Raw genomic sequence first — 17,308 nt, 5'->3', positions numbered from 1 at the left:
CTCCGCAACGACATTCGCGCTGAAGGCAAAGATCAATGACGCAGCACAACCTGATTCCCGAGAGCAAATTACCGGCGCTCGGCACCACCATTTTTACCCAAATGAGCGCGCTGGCGCAGCAACATAACGCCATCAATCTGTCTCAGGGCTTCCCTGATTTCGATGGTCCACGCTATTTACAGGAACGCCTGGCGTATCACGTCAGTCAGGGGGCAAACCAATACGCCCCGATGACCGGTGCACTGCCGCTGCGCGAAGCCATCGCCGCCAAAACCGCTGAGTTGTATGGTCACCAGCCAGACGTCAACAGCGATATCACCGTCACCGCTGGTGCCACCGAGGCATTGTATGCCGCGATCACTGCGCTGGTGCGTCCGGGCGATGAAGTGATCTGTTTTGATCCTAGCTACGACAGCTACGCGCCTGCGGTACAACTGGCCGGTGGCGTGCTGAAACGTATCGCCTTGCAGCCACCGGGATTCCGCGTCGACTGGGCTGAATTCCGCAGCCTGCTGAGCGCTAAAACCCGTCTGGTGATCCTGAATACGCCGCACAACCCTTCCGCCACCGTGTGGCGCAAAAGCGATTATGCCGCGCTGTGGCAGGCGATTGCCGCGCAGGAAATCTATGTACTGAGCGATGAGGTTTACGAGCATATCTGCTTCGCCGAAGAGGGCCATGCCAGCGTACTGGCTCATGCCGAGCTGCGCCAGCGGGCGATTGCCGTGTCATCTTTCGGTAAAACCTTTCATATGACCGGCTGGAAAGTGGGTTACTGCGTAGCACCAGCGGCAATCAGCGCCGAGATCCGCAAAGTGCACCAGTATCTGACCTTCTCCGTCAATACCCCGGCGCAGCTGGCGATTGCCGACATGCTGCGCGCTGAGCCAGAACATTACCGTGAGCTGCCGGAATTTTACCGCGCCCGCCGTGACCGTCTGGTGCAGGCGCTGGCGCAAAGCCGCTTTGAAGTGCTGCCCTGTGAAGGTACCTACTTCCTGCTGGCGGATTACAGCGCAATTTCCGATCTGGATGACGTGAGTTTCTGCCAGTGGCTAACCAAAGAAGTTGGCGTAGCGGCGATCCCGCTGTCGGTGTTCTGCGCCGATCCTTTCCCGCATAAGCTGATCCGCCTGTGCTTTGCCAAACAGGAAGCGACGCTTGACGCCGCAGCGGAGCGTTTATGTCAGCTTTAAAAATTACTGTGTTGCAGGAAACCCTTAGCTGGATGGATGGCGCAGCCAATCTGCGTCATTTCGACGGCGTACTGAAGGGCATTGAAGGACGCGATCTGATTCTGCTGCCGGAGATGTTTACCACCGGCTTTGCGATGGAAGCGGCAGAAAGCTCGCTGCCACAGGAAGAGGTCGTTGCATGGTTGCATCAGCACGCCAAAGCCAGCAATGCGTTAATTGGCGGCAGTGCCGCGATTCAGAGCGAGAAAGGCGCGGTGAACCGTTTCCTGCTGGTCGAGCCGGATGGCACGCTGCATCAATATGACAAGCGCCATCTGTTCCGCATGGCAAATGAACATCAGCATTATGTTGCCGGTGAAACCCGTGAGGTGTTCACCTGGCGCGGCTGGCGCATTTTGCCGCAGATTTGTTATGACCTGCGCTTCCCGGTATTTACCCGCAATCGCAATGATTATGACCTGGCGCTGTTCGTCGCCAACTGGCCGGCACCGCGTGCGCTGCACTGGCAGTCACTGCTGCTGGCAAGGGCGATTGAGAACCAGGCGTATGTGGCGGGTTGTAACCGCGTCGGCAGCGATGGTAATCAGCATCAGTACAGCGGCGACAGCCGGATTATTTCACCACTGGGTGAGATTCTGGCGGCGGCCGAGCCGTTTGCCCGGGCGCGTATTGATGCGGAGTTGTCGCTGGAGGAGTTACAGGCATATCGCGAACGTTTTCCGGCGTGGCGCGATGCGGATCAGTTTACGTTGTAACGCGGACGGAACCGTAGCGGCGCGATTTATCGCGCAATTCCGCGCGCGCTGCGGGAAAAATCCGCGCGATAAATCGCGCCGCTACGGGATATGAACATCAACTACCGCGATAAGTCGACCATGACCACGGCGAAATCAGAAACGGCAGATGATAATGGCTGCCGGTCTCTCCCAGCACAAAATCGATCTGCGCGCTGACGTACAGTGCATCCCGTCCCGCCGCCGCAAAATAATCTCCAATCTCGGCCACCAGACGATAATGCCCCGGCGCTAACGGTTCCGGCGTCAGGTCTTTAATCCGCCCGTCAACATCGGTACGGCCCTGCGCCAGCGGCAGCCAACCCTCCGGGCTGTTCTGCTCCAGCGATACCGCCACCCCAATCGCCGGTTTGCCCAGCGCGGTGTCGAGAATATGCGTGGTGATGGTACTCATGCGATGCTCTCCTTTAACCTTAATAAGGTAATTTCCCGCAATTGCGTCAGCGCTTCCTGTTGTTCAGTCGCGGCATCATTATTGAGCCGACGTTGCAATTCCGCCAGCATCTCCTCGCCGCTGCGCCCTTTGGCGCGAATCAGAAACACCCGGCCAAAACGCTGTTCATAACGTTGATTGCCCGCCAGCATGGCAAACTGTAACGCACCATCGGCATCCAGCATCGCCGCTTGTTCACTGCGCGAAAACGTGGCTTCTTTGCCCTCGCCTGCGGCTTTTTCCCCGATGCGCGGATGAGCACTCAGCGCCTGCTCCAGCTCAGCACCTTGCCACTGCTGCGCCAGACGTTCTGCTTCGTCCATCAACTGTTGTGGATCACTGAACGGACGCGCCGCCACCAAAGCCTGTTGCCAGGCGGGAATGGCGACACAATGGGCAATCGCCGCCTGCGCTTCAGCGGGCGACAACTGATTAAAGTTTTCCAGCGTCATATCACCCCTCTTTTTATCCACGGGCCAGGTCGCACACCGCCTGTAAATAAGCCTGCACGCCCAGCGCCACATCCGCAGCCTGCACCGACTCTGCCGGATGATGGCTGATTCCACGATGGTTACGCACAAACAGCATGCCAACCGGCCAGCGTTCCGCGATGGCGATCGCATCATGCCCAGCTCCGCTGGGCAACGACAGGCTGCGCCCCTGCACGGTTTCTACCGCGTGGCTCAGCGCCTGTTGCAGCCGCGTGTCGCAAGCGGTGGCGTTGATGCGATAAAACTCATCGGCGTTAAACGTCAGCCCACGGCGTAAGGCAATCGCTTCGGCCTGAGTCAGCAGCATCGACAGCAAACGTTCCAGCGGTTCATCCTGCGGACCACGCACATCCAGCGACAGTTGCACTTCACCGGGGATGACATTCACCGCGCCGGGCGCACAGTGCAGCGTTCCCACCGTCGCCACCAGCTGTGGGTCCAGCTCGCGAGTGGTCTGTTCAATAAACACCATCCATTCGGCGGCAGCGGCCAGCGCATCTTTACGGTGCGTCATCGGCACCGTACCCGCATGCCCCGCCTCACCGGTAAAACGGCAATTCAGGCGGCGTGCGCCGTTGATGGCCGTCACCACGCCAAGGGCCAGATCGTCCTGCTCCAGACATGGGCCTTGCTCGATATGCAGCTCCAGATAGGCAGCAATGTCGTTAATCTCACGCGCGGCGTCAAGGATGTTAGCGGCGTCTAAACCAACATCCTGCATCGCCTGGGCCACGGTGATGCCGTTGCCATCAGGATGAGTAATCCAGCTTTCCGGCCAGCTGCCGGTAATGCCACGACTGCCGAGCAGCGTGATACCAAAACGCGTGCCTTCTTCATCGCCGAAGCCAACGATTTCCACTGCCAGCGGCAGACGTTGCTGATGATCGTGCAGCCACTGCACGGTTTCGATGGCGGTCAGCACGCCAAGCATGCCGTCATAGCGTCCGGCATTGCGTACGGTGTCAAGATGCGAACCGAGCAGTAACGCCGGTGCGCCTGGGGTGGCGGATTCATAGCGGCCGCAGATATTACCTACCGCATCCTGCCACACCGCCATCCCCGCCGCCTGCATCCACTCACCGACGCGCTGATTGGCACGCATCTGCTCTGGCGAGAGATAGACACGCATCAGGCCATCGTCGGTTTCGCTGATCTCAGCCAGTGCATCGCAGCGCGCCATGACACGGGCGGCGGCCGACTGCGCCTCGCTGGCGGTCATCAGGCTTTCGCTCATGCGTGGCTCCCGTAGTGATCCCAGGCAGCCTGGAGCGCGGCACCTTGCGTGGAACGGAAACCGAGATGATTCAGCACCGCTTCCAGTGCCGTCAGGGTTTGCATCACACAGTCTTTGCGCGCGTTATAACCCATGGTGCCGATACGCCACACTTTGCCGTGCAACGGACCAAAGGAGGTGCCAATTTCAATACCGAAATCTTCCAGCACCAATTTGCGTACCTGGTCACCGTTCACACCCTGCGGGATCACCACGCCAAGCACGTTATTCATTTTATGTTGCAGGTCGCCGAAGGTTTCCAGCCCCATGCCCTGAATGCCTTTCAGCAACGCATCGCCATGCAGTTTGTGACGGGCGATACCGTTATCCAGACCTTCCTGCATCATCAGACGCGCGCATTCACGTGCACCGAACAACGCGGTAGTGGCTTCGGTATGGTGGTTGAGACGTTCCGGTCCCCAGTAATCCATGATCATGCCGAGGTCGAAGTAGTTGGAGTAGATCATCTCGTCGTCGCCGTCCTGATGCTCAGCGGTACGGATGCCCTCTTCCACGCATTTACGTTTGCGGATCACCGCTTCCATCTGCGGGCTGAGGGTGATCGGCGAAGTACCCGACGGGCCGCCGAGGCATTTCTGCATCCCGGCAGAAACTGCGTCGAGACCCCAGGCGTCAGTTTCCAGCGCGTTACCGCCAAGTGAGGCAGTGGCATCGGTGTAGAACAACACGCCATATTTTTGACAAATTGCTCCCAGCTCCGCCAGCGGTTGCAGCATGGTGGTGGAGGTATCGCCCTGCACCGTCAGCAGCAAACGCGGCTTGATACGTTTGATGGCATCTTCGATCTGATCCGGCGTAAATACTTCGCCCCACGGCACTTCAATGGTGTGCACTTCAGCACGGCAACGGCGGGCAATTTCACACAGTAGGTGACCAAAACGGCCAAACACCGGCACCAGCACTTTGTCACCCGGGCGGATCGCCGACAGCAGGATCGCTTCGATTCCGGCGCGTGAAGTCCCATCGATCAACATCGTCCAGCGGTTTTCGGTGCGGAACACGCCACGATACAGCGCCATCACCTCATTCATGTAATTCGTCATCGCCGGGTCGTATTGACCGATCAACTGCGTCGACATGGCGCGTAGCACGCGCGGATCGGCGTTGATCGGTCCCGGTCCCATCAGCAGGCGCTGCGGCGGATTGATTTGCGGAAATTGCGTGAAGTCCATGATGAATTCCTTGTTGATGGCTTAGAGACGGACCGTCGAGATAAACTGTTTCAATTCCGCCGTTTGCGGATTGGCGAACAGCGTTTTGCTGTCGCCCTGCTCCCAGACGCGTCCCTGATGCATAAAGACCACTCGATCGCCCACATCGCGGGCGAAGTTCATTTCGTGTGTCACGAGAATCAGCGTCATGCCCTCGGCAGCCAGCTGCTCCAGTACCTTCAGCACCTCCCCCACCAACTCGGGATCGAGTGCGGAGGTGATCTCGTCACACAGTAACACTTTGGGCTGCATCGCCAACGCACGCGCAATCGCCACGCGCTGTTGCTGACCGCCCGAGAGATTGGCCGGGTAATAATCGATACGTTCGCCAAGACCGACTTTTTCCAGCATTTGCTTCGCCAGTTCCCGGCATTCGGCTTCGCTCTTTTTCAGCACGCGACGCGGTGCCAGCATCACGTTTTCCAGCGCCGTCATATGCGGGAACAGATTGAAGTTTTGGAACACCATGCCGACCGAACGGCTGATGTCACGCGCCTGGGATTCACGGTCGGTAATGGTCATTCCGCCCAGTTTGATGCTGCCTTCCTGATAGCCTTCCAGCCCGTTCATGCAACGCAGCAGGGTACTTTTTCCCGAGCCACTGCGGCCGATGATCGAGATCACCTCGCCCATTTCGATGTCGAGATCGACCCCTTTGAGCACGTGATTGTCGCCGTAGTACTTCTGTACCTGATTAATGGTGATGAGCGGCATTGAATTTTTTCTCCAGGTACTGGCTGTAACGCGACAGCGGATAACACATCAGGAAGTAACCCAACGCCACCAGACCAAACACCTTAAACGGCTGATAAGTGACGTTATTCAGAATAGTGCCCGCTTTGGTCAGTTCGACAAAACCGATGATCGAAGCCAGCGCAGTGCCCTTAATCACCTGCACGGCAAAACCGACAGTCGGGGCGATAGCAATGCGGATAGCCTGTGGGGCAACCACGCGGTACAGCGTCTGACCGAAAGTCAGGCCGAGGCAGCGTGAGGCTTCCCACTGCCCTTTCGGCAACGCACGGATGCTGCCGTGCCAGATATCCACCAGAAAAGCGCTGGTGTAGAGCGTCAACGCCAGCGAGGCGGCGGTCCAGGGCGCGACGTCGATACCAAACAGCGCGACACCGAAGAAGGCCAAAAACAGTTGCATCAGCAGTGGCGTGCCCTGGAACAGTTCGGTATAGCCACGGATCACCCGCAACAGCCACGGCTTACGCAGCAGGCGCAGGAACAGCAGTGGCAGCGTCACCAGCGTGCCGCCAAAGAAGGCCACCAGCGACAGCAAAATCGTCCAGCGCGCCGCCAGCAGCAGGTTGCGCACGATGTCCCAATCGGTAAACGTGGTCATGATGGCTGCGCTCCAAACCATTTACGTCCCACCGCCAGCAGCAGCTGACGCATGGCAATCGACAACGCCAGGTAGATCAACGTGGTCACCAAATAGACTTCAAAACTCAAAAAGGTTCGCGACTGGATCAGGTTGGCGGCGAAGGTCAGTTCTTCATAGGAGACCTGCGACACCACTGAGGATCCCAGCATCACGATGATGCACTGGCTGACCAGCGCCGGATAAATACGTTGCAGCGACGGCGGCAGCACCACGCGGAGAAACGTCTGGCTACGAGTCAGGCCAAGTACGCGGCCCGCTTCCCACTGCCCTTTTGGTGTCACCTGGATACCGGCGCGAATAATCTCGGTACTGTAGGCACCGAGGTTAATCAGCATCGCCAGCAACGCAGCTTCGCCCGCCGTCAGCTTCAGACCAAGATTGGGTAAACCAAAGACGATAAAGAACAGCTGCACCACAAAAGGCGTGTTACGAATCAGCTCGACGTAAATGCCCCAGATGCGACCCGCCAGGCTGGGTTTGCCGCTGCGCAGCGCTGCGCCGAGAATCCCCAGCGCCACGCCACCCACGGTAGCCAGCACCGTCAGTTGGATGGTGACCCACAGCCCTGCCAGCAGCTCCGGCCAGTGCGGCCAGAGTTCAGCAAAGTTAAGTTGCCCAATCATTGGCCGTCCTTCTTATGCGCCGAGGTTGGCCGGCAGTGGTGCTTTCAGCCACTCTTCGGACAGCTTGTTCAGGGTGCCATCTTTAATGCCCTGCTCAATCAGCGCATTCACTTTATCTTTCAGCGCTGGCTCGTCCTTCTTCAGACCGATAAAGCACGGGGAATCTTTCAGCATAAACTGCGGCACCGGTGCTTTAGCCGGGTTTTGACGGGCAATCGCGGCCACTACCAGGTTGCCGGTCGCAATAAACTGCACCTGACCAGAAAGATAAGCAGATAGCGTGGTGTTGTTATCTTCGTAACGTTTCACCTCGGCATCTTTCGGTGCCACGCCGGTCAGTACCATGTCTTCCACCGCACCACGGGTTACGCCGATGGATTTGCCGCTCAGCGCTGCCGCATCTTTGATTTCTTCGCCTTTCGGACCAAATACGCCCAGGAAGAACGGGGCGTACGCGCGGCTGAAGTCGATCACTTTTTCACGTTCGGCGTTTTTCCCCATGCTGGAGATCACCAGATCGACTTTGTCGGTTTGCAGGTAAGGCACGCGGTTGGCGCTGGAAACCGGCACCAGCTGCAACTTCAGTTTCATCTCTTTAGCGAGGTACTTCGCCATGTCGATGTCGTAGCCTTGTGGCTGTAAATCGGTGCCGACAGAACCGAACGGCGGGAAGTCCTGCGGCACGGCGATGCGGATTACGCCGCGTTTCTGGATGTCCTGCAACTGATCGGCCATCGCGCTACCAACCTGCGCCATCATCAGCGCAGCGCCCGCTACCGCCATTAAAACTTTTTTCATTATGCACCCCGGTGAGTTTACGTGAAACAAAAGATTCTTTATGAATCGTTCTGCAACTAATGTGCCAACCGAAACGAAAAGAACACTTCCACGTAAAATCAGGGTTTCAGCATTATCAGGTGGAAAAAAACGGGCGAGTGACCCGGAGGTTTCAGCGATCAAAAAAGGTGCAAAGCACCAAAAAGGTGCCCTTTAACGGTGTTCCAGCTCATCCAGATGCTGGTAAAGGTCGGCAATGTGGTGAATACGCTGACGTCCCTGCGACAACATTTCATGTAGCAACGCATTCGCCAGCAGGTTAATCAGGCTCATGGCGGAGGCGTAACTATCGAAGGCGGAGACGCTGTCGAGCGGTGCGCACAACTGCCAGCGCGCCAGGGTAATGATGCCCTGTGCCTGGGGTTCGCACAGCGCCAACACCGGGATGTTATTCTGTTGTAACTGCTGCATCAGTGGACGAATGATGCGCGGACGACGGCGAAACGCCATCACCACCACCACATCCTCAGGGGTGATATCCACCAGCTCCTCACCCAGCGTTTGGCCCGGCTGCGGCAGCACATGCACCTGGGGACGGGCCTGCATCAACTGCTGACGCAGGTGCAGCGCCACCGGATAGGCGTTACGCATCCCAATGATAAACAAGCGTTTTGCCTGTGCCAGCGCCTGAATCACTTCGCCAAATTGCTGCGGATCGATGCTGTTGACCCACTGCGTCAGGTTAGCCATCTCCTGCTTGTAGTGACGCGACAGCAGCGTATTGCCCTGCACCGCATCACGGTTATCCGTCAGCGGCATGCCGCTCTGGCGCAGCGTACGCAGCTCATCGCGCATGTCTTTATATTTTTCGTAACCCAGGCGCTTAAACAGCCGGCTCACCGTGGCTTTTGATACGCCGCTCAGCCGCGCCAGCTCGGCGCTGTTGTAGCTGATCAGGTCATCAAAATGGTCAAAGACAAAATCGGCAATGCGCTGCTCCTGCGGCGACAGTTGCGGATAGTGACTGCGGAGGCGTTCATCTAGCTGTTTCATCATTCGTCCTGTAACTTTCGTTTCATCACAAGCTAGCATAAATCGATCCACAATGGTGTCCGACCAAAACTGGAACAGCTCTTGCTATAACTTTGCCATGTACCCAAAAATGAGTTCACTATGATACAGAGCAATATGGCCCCATTAGGTATGGCCGTGACCCCTCATCATCTCGCCAGCGAAAGTGCGTTAGCCGTCCTGCGCGAAGGGGGTAACGCCATCGAAGCTATGGTGGCCGCTGCGGCCACTATCGCCGTGGTTTACCCGCATATGAATGGCTTAGGCGGTGATGGCTTCTGGCTGATCGTCCCACCGGGCGGCGATCCGATCGCCATTGATGCCAGTGGTGCTGCTGGCTCGCTGGCGCATTTTGATTTCTATCACGGCGCAACGAAAATTCCACACCGTGGCCCCAAAGCTGCCCTGACCGTGGCAGGTACCGTCAGCGGTTGGCAGGAGGCACTGGCCTTCTCCGCTGAGTTGGGCAACCCGGCGTTGCCGGTTGCGCGCCTGCTGCGTGATGCCATCCGCTATGCTGCCGATGGCATTCCCGTCACCGCTTCGCAGGCGGCAGCTACCGCCGCGAAACGTGATGAATTGCAGGATCAGCCCGGCTTTGCCGCCAACTTCCTGCCGGATGGCGAAGTACCTGCCGCAGGCAGCCGTTTCACCCAACCGGCGCTGGCGAATACCCTCAGCCTGTTATGCGAGCAGGGTTTAGACAGTTTTTATCGTGGCGAGCTGGCGCACCATCTGGCACGTGAAATGTCCGCGCTGGGCATGCCAATCACGCTGGAAGATCTGCAACGCCAGCAGGCACGCCGTTGCACCCCATTGCATCTGGCGCACAGCGAAGGCGATATCTGGAACATGACACCACCCACTCAGGGGTTGGTATCGCTGGCGATTCTGGGCATGACCGACTGCCTCAACATGGCGGAAGCGGATGAAGCCCAGACCGTGCACCGCATCGTCGAAGCCACCAAGCAAGCCTTTGGCCTGCGCGATCAACATATTACAGATCCACGCCATATCGACATTGATGTGCAAAGCCTGCTGGATGCCGATCATCTGGCGGGGCTCGCCGCACAGATTGATGATGCCGCCGCCGCCCCCTGGGGCACTGGCAAAGGTCCGGGTGATACCGTGTGGATGGGGGTGATGGACAGCAGCGGGCTGGCAGTCTCCTTTATCCAGAGTATCTATCACGAATTCGGCAGCGGCGTGGTGCTGCCGGGCACCGGCATTACCTGGCAGAACCGTGGTGCGGCGTTCAGTTTACAGCCAGGCCATTTGCTGGCACTGGCACCGGGCAAACAGCCCTTCCACACCCTTAATCCGGCGGCGGCACGATTGAAAGATGGTCGCACCATGGTGTACGGCTCGATGGGGGGCGACGGCCAGCCGCAGACACAAGCAGCGATTTTTACCCGTCATGTCATTCAGGGACTGCCGCTGCAACAAGCGGTGAGTGCACCACGTTGGCTGCTGGGGCGCACCTGGGGACAATCCTCCGATTCCCTCAAGCTGGAAGCACGTTTCGCCCCGGAAACAGTGCAGCAACTGCGCGATCTCGGCCATGAGGTAGAGTTGTTACCCGATTTTAGCGAGGTGGTAGGTCACGCAGGTGCCATCGTCCGCCATAACAACGGTATGTTTGAAGGCGCATTCGATCCACGCAGCAACGGTAGCGCCGCTGGTTTCTAAGGAGAAAAGATGAGTACACAACCGGACTGGGCCGCCTATATCGCCCAGATGGAACAGATTCTGGCGCTGGAGCTGGATGAGGCGCGCCGCGCCGAACTGTTAACCCAATTTAACCGTATTGCCGCCATGGCCGAACCGCTGATGGCCTTTCCGCTCGACGATCGTATGGAAGTGGCGGGAGTGTATAAGCTATGAAACTTTCCGCCCTCTCGATCAACGCGCTGCAACAGGCGCTGAACAACGGTGATATCAGCGCACGCGACATTGCCGAACAGACGTTGACCGCGATTGAACAACACAATCCAGCGCTGAATGCCTGGACCGAAGTCACCGGTCAGCGCATGTTGAAAGAAGCGGATCAGCTGGATACGCAGCGCCAGCGCGGAGAAACGCTTCCCCCTCTGGCAGGGATTCCCTATGCGGTGAAAAACCTGTTTGACGTCGCCGGGCATAGCACGCTGGCCGGTGCCAGCTTGTTCAGCGAACGTCCGGCGGCACGCGACGATGCCTGGGCGGTGAGCAAGCTGCGTCAGTCGGGCGCGCTGCTCTCCGGCATGCTGAATATGGATGCGTACGCTTACGGCTTTACCACCGAAAACACCCATTATGGTCCGACACACAATCCACGCGATCTCAGCCGGGTTGCGGGTGGGTCATCCGGGGGTTCTGCTGCCGCCGTTGCCGCCGGGCTGGTGCATTTCTCGCTTGGTAGCGATACCAACGGTTCGATTCGCGTACCGGCCTCGCTGTGCGGCATTTTTGGTCTGAAACCGACCTTTGGTCGCTTGTCGCGCAGCGGCAGCCATCCGTTTGTCGCCAGTCTCGACCATATCGGCCCGTTTGCCCGTTCGGTAGAAGATCTCAGCCTGGTCTACGACACCTTGCAGGGTGCGGATGCCAGCGATGCGTTTCAGGCTGCCCAGCCGGTGACGGCAGCCAGTCAGACGCTGACGCAAGGACTTGAAGGTCTGCGCTGCGGCGTGCTCGGCGGTTTCTTCTCCACATGGTGCAATGATGATGCGCGTGCAGCGCTGGCCGTTGCCACCAAAGCGCTGGCAGCCAACGATGAAGTGACGATGGCGAATGCCGAAATTGCGCGTTCCGCCGCCTTTATCCTGACCGCCGCCGAAGGAGGCAATCACTATCTGCCGAAGCTGCGTGAGATGCCGGAACGTTTTGAACCCAACTCACGTGAACGCCTGCTGGCGGGTGCGATGCTGCCATCTGCCTGGTATGTACAGGCACAGCGTTTCCGTCGCCATTTCCAGCAGCAGGTGTTGCCGCTGTTTGAACATTTTGATGTGCTGATCGCCCCGGCGACGCCGTGCAGCGCCACCACCATCGGCCAGGAAACTATTCATATCAACGGTCAGGATCTGCCAACCCGCGCCAGTATGGGGATGCTGACGCAGCCGATCTCCTTCCTCGGCCTGCCGGTCTGTACCGTACCGCTGCCAACCGCCAGCGGCTTGCCGATTGGTTTGCAATTGATCGCCGCGCCGTTTAAAGAACATCTGGCATTGCGCGCCGCCTGGGCGCTGCAACAGCAAGGGCTGACGTTGCCGCAAACCACCCTGATGGACGCATAACCATGACACCTGAGAATATTGATCGTCCGGCGATTGTCGCCGAAGTGACCGCTGCATTTTATCGCTACGAACAGGCGCTGATCAGCAATGACGTGGCGGTACTGGATGAACTGTTCTGGCATGACAGCCGCACCGTGCGTCTTGGGGCCGGTGAAAATCTGTATGGCATTGAGGAAATCCGGGCATTTCGTGCGGCGCGTCCCTCTGCCGGATTAGATCGTGACTTACGCCATACGGTGATCACCACCTTTGGTGATGATTATGCGGTGTGCAGCACCGAGTTTACCCGTGCCGGCACGGAGAAGATTGGCCGTCAGCAGCAGACATGGGTCAGGCTGCCGTGCGGCTGGCGCATTGTCGCCGCGCAGGTGAGTTTGATGATCTAGCGATTTATTGCCGTAGCGGCGCGATTTATCACGCGGATGTTTCTCACATCGTGCACGACATTGCGCGATAAATCGCGCCGCTACGGGACCGTTATCCGGCGTTTGGTGCCGGATGGGTTTCCATCCAGTGATCGGCGATCTGCTGACGAGTACACACCCACACCCGATCGTGTTGCTGGATATGGTCGAGGAAGCGTTGCAGGGCGCGGAATTTACCAGGACGTCCCAACAGACGGCAATGCATGCCAATCGACATCATTTTCGGCGCCGTTTCGCCCTCTTCGTACAACACATCAAAAGTATCGCGCAGGTAGGTGTAGAACTGCTCGGCAGTGTTGAAGCCCTGCGGTGAGGCAAAGCGCATATCGTTACATTCCAGCGTATAGGGGATGATTAGATGCGGTTTTACCGTGCCATCCTGGCAGGTCACCTGGGTCCAGAACGGTAAGTCATCGCCGTAATAATCGCTGTCGTAGCTAAAGCCGCCCTGCTCCACCACCAGACGGCGCGTGTTCGGGCTATCGCGCCCGGTGTACCAGCCGGTTGGGGCTTTGCCGAACAAATCTTTCAGGACATCCACCGCCTGCTGCATATGCTGGCGCTCGGTTTTTGCGTCCATCCCCTGATAGTGGATCCAGCGCCAGCCGTGGCTGACCACGTCATAATCAGCCGCTTTGATCGCGGCAACAATCTCCGGGTGACGCGCCAGCGCCATCGCCACGCCAAAAATGGTTAGCGGCAAACCACGCTTGTGAAATTCATTGTGAATACGCCAAAAACCAGCGCGGGAACCGTACTCATACAGCGAGTCCATCGACATATGGCGATCGGCGTAGCTGGCAGCCCCAATGATGTCGGAGAGAAACTGCTCGGAACCGGCATCACCGTGCAGCACATTATTCTCGGCGCCCTCTTCATAGTTGAGGACAAATTGCACCGCGACGCGGGCTTTGCCCGGCCAGTGAGCGTGCGGTGGCTGGCCCGCGTAACCAATCAGGTCACGTGGATAGTTTTTGTTGAAGCTGTACTCTTTCTTTTCAGATACATCACTCATTCTGTAAGTTCCTGTGTAAACCTCAACCAGTGCTTAGTTTAGGTGCTGGAAAGCCCCCGTGAGCGGTTTTTCTATCGGGTAATCGAGATCGCCGTGTTTACTGGTGCCAAAGCCCAGAGCCACCAGCGACTCCACCATTTTGACCGCCGCGCCGACACCGTCGATTACCGGCAAACCCAGTTCGCGCGTCAGATCCTGGGCCAGCGTCGCCATGCCGCCACACCCCAGGACAATCGCTCCGCTACCATCCTCCCGCTTCGCCTGGAGACAGCGCTGGCGCACTTTTTCCTGTGCCACACCGCTACCATCCTCCAGCGCCAGTACCGGCAGATTGATGGCGTGCAGTGCTGCACAATGATGGCTAAAACCGTATTGCTGCAACAGATGACGCGCAATGACCAGAGTGCGTGGCAGCGTGGTCACGATGGAGAAACGCGTCGCCAACAGCGTAGCGGTATGCATTGCAGCTTCGGCAATGCCCACCACCGGGCCAGTCGCCAGTTCGCGCGCCGCCAGTAAACCAGGATCGCCAAAACAGGCAATCACATGACCACTGACACCCTGCGCTTTGCCCAGCTTCACCTGCTCCAGCACGCCGAGTGCAGCAATCGCTTCATCAAAGTGGCCCTCAATCGATGGCACACCTTGACTCGGACACACCGCAATAATCTCGGTGCCCGGAGCGGCCACAGCGCGTGCCGCCTGACCGATGGTTTCTGTCATCGCCAGGCTAGTGTTGGGGTTAATAACCTGAATCAGGCTCATCAGGTGACTCCTTTACCGGCAAACAGCCGGGCAAAATCAGGCAAGGTTTCACCGCTGCGTTCAAAGTGCAGGCTGGTAACGATATGTTCGAAGTGATGATGCAGTGCCGCCGTCAGCCCGGCCAGATCTTTCTGGCGCAGCAGATCCACCAGCCGATCATGATGATCGCAACGGCAGCCTCGCTGCCAGGGGGCACCATACGCGGCGATCACCAACGAGGATCGTTGCGTCAGGTGCGTCACCATTTCAGTCAGCACTTGGTTACCCGAAATCGCCTGGAGCTGAATATGAAACGCGGCTGAAAGACGGATGGCCGCAGCACCATCATGCTGCTCATGCGCCTCTTGTTCTTCGGCAATCAGCCCGGCAAGCGCCGCCAGGTGTGGTGGCTGCACATGTGCCAGCACCGCAGACAAGTTGGCACACTCCAGCAAGCTACGCGTCGCAAAGATATCACGTGCTTCCTCTACTCCCGGAGTGGCGACCTGTGCACCACGCCTGGGCGATAACGTGATCATTTGCACCGCCGCGAGGCGTTGTAGCACCTTGCGAATGCCGGTGCGGCTGACGCCAAAAACTTCAGACAACGCCTCTTCGGGTAATTTGCTGCCTGGCGGCAGTTGGTGTTCCACAATGGCACTCAGTAGCGCCTGGTAGATGGGTTCGTCTCTATCATTCAGATCTGCGGCCGTTCGCTGGCCTGTTTCACTCTTCATTTCCCGCTCCGGTAAATGTCTGCGCACTGCACATCGTATACGCGAAAAACAATTTTTGTATACAAGAAATCAATTCTGGCCTGGATCCTGCAATACCGTTTCACGCTGTAATTATTATTCATTATTAAGAGAGGAGCAGGTTTCATGCCAAATCATTCTGAAGTGACCTCTGCGGTGGCCTCTGAAGCCAACGCCCACTATAGTCCACGACTTTGCAATGAAGATCTGGCACCGACGCGTGACCAGAACTGGTCGTGGTACAACATTTTCTCTTTCTGGATGTCAGACGTGCACAGCATGGGCGGCTATGTGGTGGCGGCCAGCTTCTTCACGCTGGGGCTGGCAAGCTGGCAGGTGTTGTTATGCCTGCTGGTGGGGATTTGTATTGTGCAGCTGTGTGCCAACCTGGTGGCGAAGCCGAGCCAGATGGCCGGTGTGCCTTATGCGGTGATTTCGCGTCAGGCGTTTGGCGTGTTTGGTGCCAATATCCCGGCGGTGATCCGTGGTCTGATTGCCTTTGCCTGGTACGGCATTCAAACTTACCTGGCGGCTAACGCCTTGATGTTGGTGTTGCTGAAGTTCTTCCCGTCACTCTCCAGCTTGACCCACAGCAGTTGGCTGGGTTTATCGCAACTTGGCTGGTGCTGCTTCGGCCTGATGTGGTTTTTGCAGGCCATGGTGTTCTGGCACGGGATGAGCGCGATTAAACGGTTTATCGATGTGGCCGGTCCCGCTGTGTACGTGGTAATGGTGGCTCTGGCGGGTTGGATTGTATACAAGACCGGTTTTGACGGTATCTCCTTTACCCTGGCCAGTAAGCAGTTGAGTGCAGGTGAACAAACCTGGCAGATGATCACCGCGACAGCGCTGGTAGTGTCCTACTTCTCCGGCCCGCTGCTCAACTTTGGCGACTTCTCTCGCTACGGTAAAAGCATGGGCGAGATTCGTCGTGGCAACCGCTGGGGCCTGCCGTTTAACTTCCTGCTGTTTTCGATTGTGACGGTGGTGATTGTCTCTGGCACCAATTCACTGTTCGGCCGCATGATTACAGACCCGATCGAGACCGTCAGTATGGTGGGTAACGATCTGGCGGTAGCGATTGGCCTGTTGACTATGATTACCGCCACCATTGGTATCAATATCGTGGCAAACTTTGTGTCACCCGCCTTCGACTTTTCTAACTGCTCACCGCAGAAAATCAGTTTCCGTACCGGTGGCATGATCGCCGCCGTGGGTTCTGTGCTGCTGACCCCGTGGAACCTGTTCCAGTCACCCGAACTGATTCATTACACACTGGATGTACTGGGTTCATTTATCGGGCCGCTGTTTGGCATTCTGATCGCCGATTTCTATCTGATTAAACGCAGCAAGGTCTATGTCGACGACCTGTTTGATGATACGCCGAAAGGTCGTTACTGGTATCAGGGTGGCTTTAATCCAAAAGCTATCGCCGCGCTGCTGCCTTCGGTGGGGATCTGCCTGATTATCAGCTTTATCCCGTCATTGCATGAAGTGGCAAACTTTAGCTGGTTTATCGGTGTGGCGCTTGGCATGGGTTGTTATCGCTGGCTGGCACGTGCTGAACGTGAAGTACCAGCGGCCGCGTATCGTGGCAAGGTGGCGGTGCAGAAGGATTAAACCGAAAAAGCAAAAAGCCGATTCATTACTGAATCGGCTTCTTTAAATAGATTGGCGGTGCGGACGGGACTCGAACCCGCGACCCCCGGCGTGACAGGCCGGTATTCTAACCGACTGAACTACCGCACCGCGCTGTGTTCCCCGTCGGGAACGAGGCGCATATTAATGGTACGGTGATCCGCCGTCAA

The 17,308-nt window shown here is 57.6% G+C and carries 20 protein-coding genes and 1 tRNA gene; 8 read left to right on the top strand and 13 right to left on the bottom strand.

The window, feature by feature from the left end; all coding sequences use genetic code 11:
* Positions 1-35: 35 nt before the first annotated feature.
* Both AC6I8W_RS04270 and AC6I8W_RS04265 read left to right on the top strand, forming a co-directional pair.
* Positions 36-1,196 (top strand): pyridoxal phosphate-dependent aminotransferase, encoded by a 1,161-nt coding sequence (locus tag AC6I8W_RS04270; RefSeq protein ID WP_497837111.1) that lies wholly within the window; start codon positions 36-38, stop codon positions 1,194-1,196.
* Positions 1,184-1,951 carry an amidohydrolase gene (locus tag AC6I8W_RS04265; RefSeq protein ID WP_497837110.1) on the top strand — a complete coding sequence of 256 codons (768 nt, stop codon included), beginning with the start codon at positions 1,184-1,186 and terminating at the stop codon, positions 1,949-1,951. Before AC6I8W_RS04270 ends, AC6I8W_RS04265 begins: the two co-directional genes overlap by 13 nt.
* Before the next feature lie 97 nt (positions 1,952-2,048).
* Here the strand turns inward: AC6I8W_RS04265 and uraH are convergent, their stop codons facing one another.
* From uraH to AC6I8W_RS04225, 8 genes are read right to left on the bottom strand one after another with little or no spacing between them, the layout of a single operon-like run.
* Positions 2,049-2,384, bottom strand: a complete 336-nt coding sequence (gene uraH / locus AC6I8W_RS04260; RefSeq protein WP_480368598.1) for a hydroxyisourate hydrolase — start codon at positions 2,382-2,384, stop codon at positions 2,049-2,051.
* On the bottom strand, positions 2,381-2,875 hold the full coding sequence (gene uraD, locus AC6I8W_RS04255) for a 2-oxo-4-hydroxy-4-carboxy-5-ureidoimidazoline decarboxylase (RefSeq protein WP_497837109.1): 495 nt from the start codon (positions 2,873-2,875) through the stop codon (positions 2,381-2,383). The genes uraH and uraD overlap by 4 nt, the downstream gene beginning before the upstream one ends.
* A 13-nt stretch (positions 2,876-2,888) precedes the next feature.
* Complete coding sequence (gene hpxK, locus AC6I8W_RS04250) at positions 2,889-4,148, bottom strand: allantoate amidohydrolase (RefSeq protein WP_497837108.1); 1,260 nt, start codon at positions 4,146-4,148, stop codon at positions 2,889-2,891.
* Positions 4,145-5,380 (bottom strand): pyridoxal-phosphate-dependent aminotransferase family protein, encoded by a 1,236-nt coding sequence (locus AC6I8W_RS04245; RefSeq protein ID WP_497837107.1) that lies wholly within the window; start codon positions 5,378-5,380, stop codon positions 4,145-4,147. The genes hpxK and AC6I8W_RS04245 overlap by 4 nt, the downstream gene beginning before the upstream one ends.
* A 21-nt stretch (positions 5,381-5,401) precedes the next feature.
* Complete coding sequence (locus AC6I8W_RS04240; RefSeq protein ID WP_497837106.1) at positions 5,402-6,133, bottom strand: amino acid ABC transporter ATP-binding protein; 732 nt, start codon at positions 6,131-6,133, stop codon at positions 5,402-5,404.
* A complete protein-coding gene (locus AC6I8W_RS04235) occupies positions 6,114-6,770 on the bottom strand; it encodes an amino acid ABC transporter permease (protein WP_497837105.1) in 657 nt (218 codons plus the stop codon). Before AC6I8W_RS04235 ends, AC6I8W_RS04240 begins: the two co-directional genes overlap by 20 nt.
* Positions 6,767-7,435: an amino acid ABC transporter permease gene (locus tag AC6I8W_RS04230; protein ID WP_497837104.1), complete on the bottom strand. Its 669-nt coding sequence runs from the start codon at positions 7,433-7,435 to the stop codon at positions 6,767-6,769. Before AC6I8W_RS04230 ends, AC6I8W_RS04235 begins: the two co-directional genes overlap by 4 nt.
* 12 nt (positions 7,436-7,447) lie before the next feature.
* Positions 7,448-8,233 (bottom strand): transporter substrate-binding domain-containing protein, encoded by a 786-nt coding sequence (locus tag AC6I8W_RS04225; protein WP_013507991.1) that lies wholly within the window; start codon positions 8,231-8,233, stop codon positions 7,448-7,450.
* Positions 8,234-8,273: 40 nt separating this feature from the next.
* Here AC6I8W_RS04225 and AC6I8W_RS04220 point away from each other — a divergent pair, with 40 nt between their 5' ends.
* Positions 8,274-8,429, top strand: a complete 156-nt coding sequence (locus tag AC6I8W_RS04220) for a hypothetical protein (RefSeq protein ID WP_497837103.1) — start codon at positions 8,274-8,276, stop codon at positions 8,427-8,429.
* Here the strand turns inward: AC6I8W_RS04220 and hpxU are convergent.
* Entirely contained in the window at positions 8,426-9,265 is an 840-nt protein-coding gene (hpxU, locus tag AC6I8W_RS04215) for a MurR/RpiR family transcriptional regulator HpxU (protein WP_480371482.1), read from the bottom strand. The two genes, AC6I8W_RS04220 and hpxU, sit on opposite strands and share 4 nt — an antisense overlap.
* Positions 9,266-9,385: 120 nt before the next feature.
* Between hpxU and AC6I8W_RS04210 the strand changes: the two genes are divergently transcribed.
* Genes AC6I8W_RS04210 through hpxZ form a run of 4 tightly spaced genes read left to right on the top strand, consistent with a single transcriptional unit; the run spans position 9,386 to position 12,947 of the window.
* Positions 9,386-10,972 (top strand): gamma-glutamyltransferase family protein, encoded by a 1,587-nt coding sequence (locus AC6I8W_RS04210; RefSeq protein ID WP_497837102.1) that lies wholly within the window; start codon positions 9,386-9,388, stop codon positions 10,970-10,972.
* Between the two features lie 9 nt (positions 10,973-10,981).
* Positions 10,982-11,167, top strand: coding sequence for an oxalurate catabolism protein HpxX (gene hpxX, locus AC6I8W_RS04205; protein WP_013507988.1), 186 nt, complete (start codon positions 10,982-10,984; stop codon positions 11,165-11,167).
* Positions 11,164-12,561, top strand: a complete 1,398-nt coding sequence (locus AC6I8W_RS04200) for an AtzE family amidohydrolase (protein ID WP_497837101.1) — start codon at positions 11,164-11,166, stop codon at positions 12,559-12,561. The genes hpxX and AC6I8W_RS04200 overlap by 4 nt, the downstream gene beginning before the upstream one ends.
* A 2-nt stretch (positions 12,562-12,563) precedes the next feature.
* Positions 12,564-12,947 (top strand): oxalurate catabolism protein HpxZ, encoded by a 384-nt coding sequence (gene hpxZ / locus AC6I8W_RS04195; protein WP_497837100.1) that lies wholly within the window; start codon positions 12,564-12,566, stop codon positions 12,945-12,947.
* 91 nt (positions 12,948-13,038) lie between these two features.
* Here hpxZ and puuE read toward each other — a convergent pair whose 3' ends face one another.
* The 3 genes from puuE to AC6I8W_RS04180 are packed head-to-tail and all read right to left on the bottom strand — an operon-like array spanning position 13,039 to position 15,482.
* Complete coding sequence (puuE, locus tag AC6I8W_RS04190) at positions 13,039-14,001, bottom strand: allantoinase PuuE (RefSeq protein ID WP_497837099.1); 963 nt, start codon at positions 13,999-14,001, stop codon at positions 13,039-13,041.
* 33 nt (positions 14,002-14,034) lie between these two features.
* Positions 14,035-14,766, bottom strand: a complete 732-nt coding sequence (hpxA, locus tag AC6I8W_RS04185) for an allantoin racemase (protein WP_497837098.1) — start codon at positions 14,764-14,766, stop codon at positions 14,035-14,037.
* On the bottom strand, positions 14,766-15,482 hold the full coding sequence (locus AC6I8W_RS04180) for a GntR family transcriptional regulator (RefSeq protein WP_497837097.1): 717 nt from the start codon (positions 15,480-15,482) through the stop codon (positions 14,766-14,768). The genes hpxA and AC6I8W_RS04180 overlap by 1 nt, the downstream gene beginning before the upstream one ends.
* A gap of 144 nt (positions 15,483-15,626) precedes the next feature.
* Between AC6I8W_RS04180 and AC6I8W_RS04175 the strand changes: the two genes are divergently transcribed.
* Complete coding sequence (locus tag AC6I8W_RS04175; protein WP_497837096.1) at positions 15,627-17,120, top strand: NCS1 family nucleobase:cation symporter-1; 1,494 nt, start codon at positions 15,627-15,629, stop codon at positions 17,118-17,120.
* A 52-nt stretch (positions 17,121-17,172) separates the two neighbouring features.
* Here the strand turns inward: AC6I8W_RS04175 and AC6I8W_RS04170 are convergent.
* Positions 17,173-17,249 (bottom strand) — tRNA-Asp (locus AC6I8W_RS04170).
* Between the last annotated feature and the right edge of the window lie 59 nt (positions 17,250-17,308).

Source organism: Pantoea sp. X-Soil-TKNS-1211 (genome assembly GCF_059730495.1).
The sequence above is the reverse complement of the archived record's forward strand: the minus strand, read 5'-3'. Positions and strand labels throughout refer to the sequence as shown.

Coding starts and splice junctions, on each gene's coding strand:
- AC6I8W_RS04270 (WP_497837111.1), top strand. CDS start 36: ATGACGCAGCACAACCTGATTCCCGAGAGCAAATTACCGGCGCTCGGC.
- AC6I8W_RS04265 (WP_497837110.1), top strand. CDS start 1,184: ATGTCAGCTTTAAAAATTACTGTGTTGCAGGAAACCCTTAGCTGGATG.
- uraH (WP_480368598.1), bottom strand. CDS start 2,384: ATGAGTACCATCACCACGCATATTCTCGACACCGCGCTGGGCAAACCG.
- uraD (WP_497837109.1), bottom strand. CDS start 2,875: ATGACGCTGGAAAACTTTAATCAGTTGTCGCCCGCTGAAGCGCAGGCG.
- hpxK (WP_497837108.1), bottom strand. CDS start 4,148: ATGAGCGAAAGCCTGATGACCGCCAGCGAGGCGCAGTCGGCCGCCGCC.
- AC6I8W_RS04245 (WP_497837107.1), bottom strand. CDS start 5,380: ATGGACTTCACGCAATTTCCGCAAATCAATCCGCCGCAGCGCCTGCTG.
- AC6I8W_RS04240 (WP_497837106.1), bottom strand. CDS start 6,133: ATGCCGCTCATCACCATTAATCAGGTACAGAAGTACTACGGCGACAAT.
- AC6I8W_RS04235 (WP_497837105.1), bottom strand. CDS start 6,770: ATGACCACGTTTACCGATTGGGACATCGTGCGCAACCTGCTGCTGGCG.
- AC6I8W_RS04230 (WP_497837104.1), bottom strand. CDS start 7,435: ATGATTGGGCAACTTAACTTTGCTGAACTCTGGCCGCACTGGCCGGAG.
- AC6I8W_RS04225 (WP_013507991.1), bottom strand. CDS start 8,233: ATGAAAAAAGTTTTAATGGCGGTAGCGGGCGCTGCGCTGATGATGGCG.
- AC6I8W_RS04220 (WP_497837103.1), top strand. CDS start 8,274: ATGAATCGTTCTGCAACTAATGTGCCAACCGAAACGAAAAGAACACTT.
- hpxU (WP_480371482.1), bottom strand. CDS start 9,265: ATGAAACAGCTAGATGAACGCCTCCGCAGTCACTATCCGCAACTGTCG.
- AC6I8W_RS04210 (WP_497837102.1), top strand. CDS start 9,386: ATGATACAGAGCAATATGGCCCCATTAGGTATGGCCGTGACCCCTCAT.
- hpxX (WP_013507988.1), top strand. CDS start 10,982: ATGAGTACACAACCGGACTGGGCCGCCTATATCGCCCAGATGGAACAG.
- AC6I8W_RS04200 (WP_497837101.1), top strand. CDS start 11,164: ATGAAACTTTCCGCCCTCTCGATCAACGCGCTGCAACAGGCGCTGAAC.
- hpxZ (WP_497837100.1), top strand. CDS start 12,564: ATGACACCTGAGAATATTGATCGTCCGGCGATTGTCGCCGAAGTGACC.
- puuE (WP_497837099.1), bottom strand. CDS start 14,001: ATGAGTGATGTATCTGAAAAGAAAGAGTACAGCTTCAACAAAAACTAT.
- hpxA (WP_497837098.1), bottom strand. CDS start 14,766: ATGAGCCTGATTCAGGTTATTAACCCCAACACTAGCCTGGCGATGACA.
- AC6I8W_RS04180 (WP_497837097.1), bottom strand. CDS start 15,482: ATGAAGAGTGAAACAGGCCAGCGAACGGCCGCAGATCTGAATGATAGA.
- AC6I8W_RS04175 (WP_497837096.1), top strand. CDS start 15,627: ATGCCAAATCATTCTGAAGTGACCTCTGCGGTGGCCTCTGAAGCCAAC.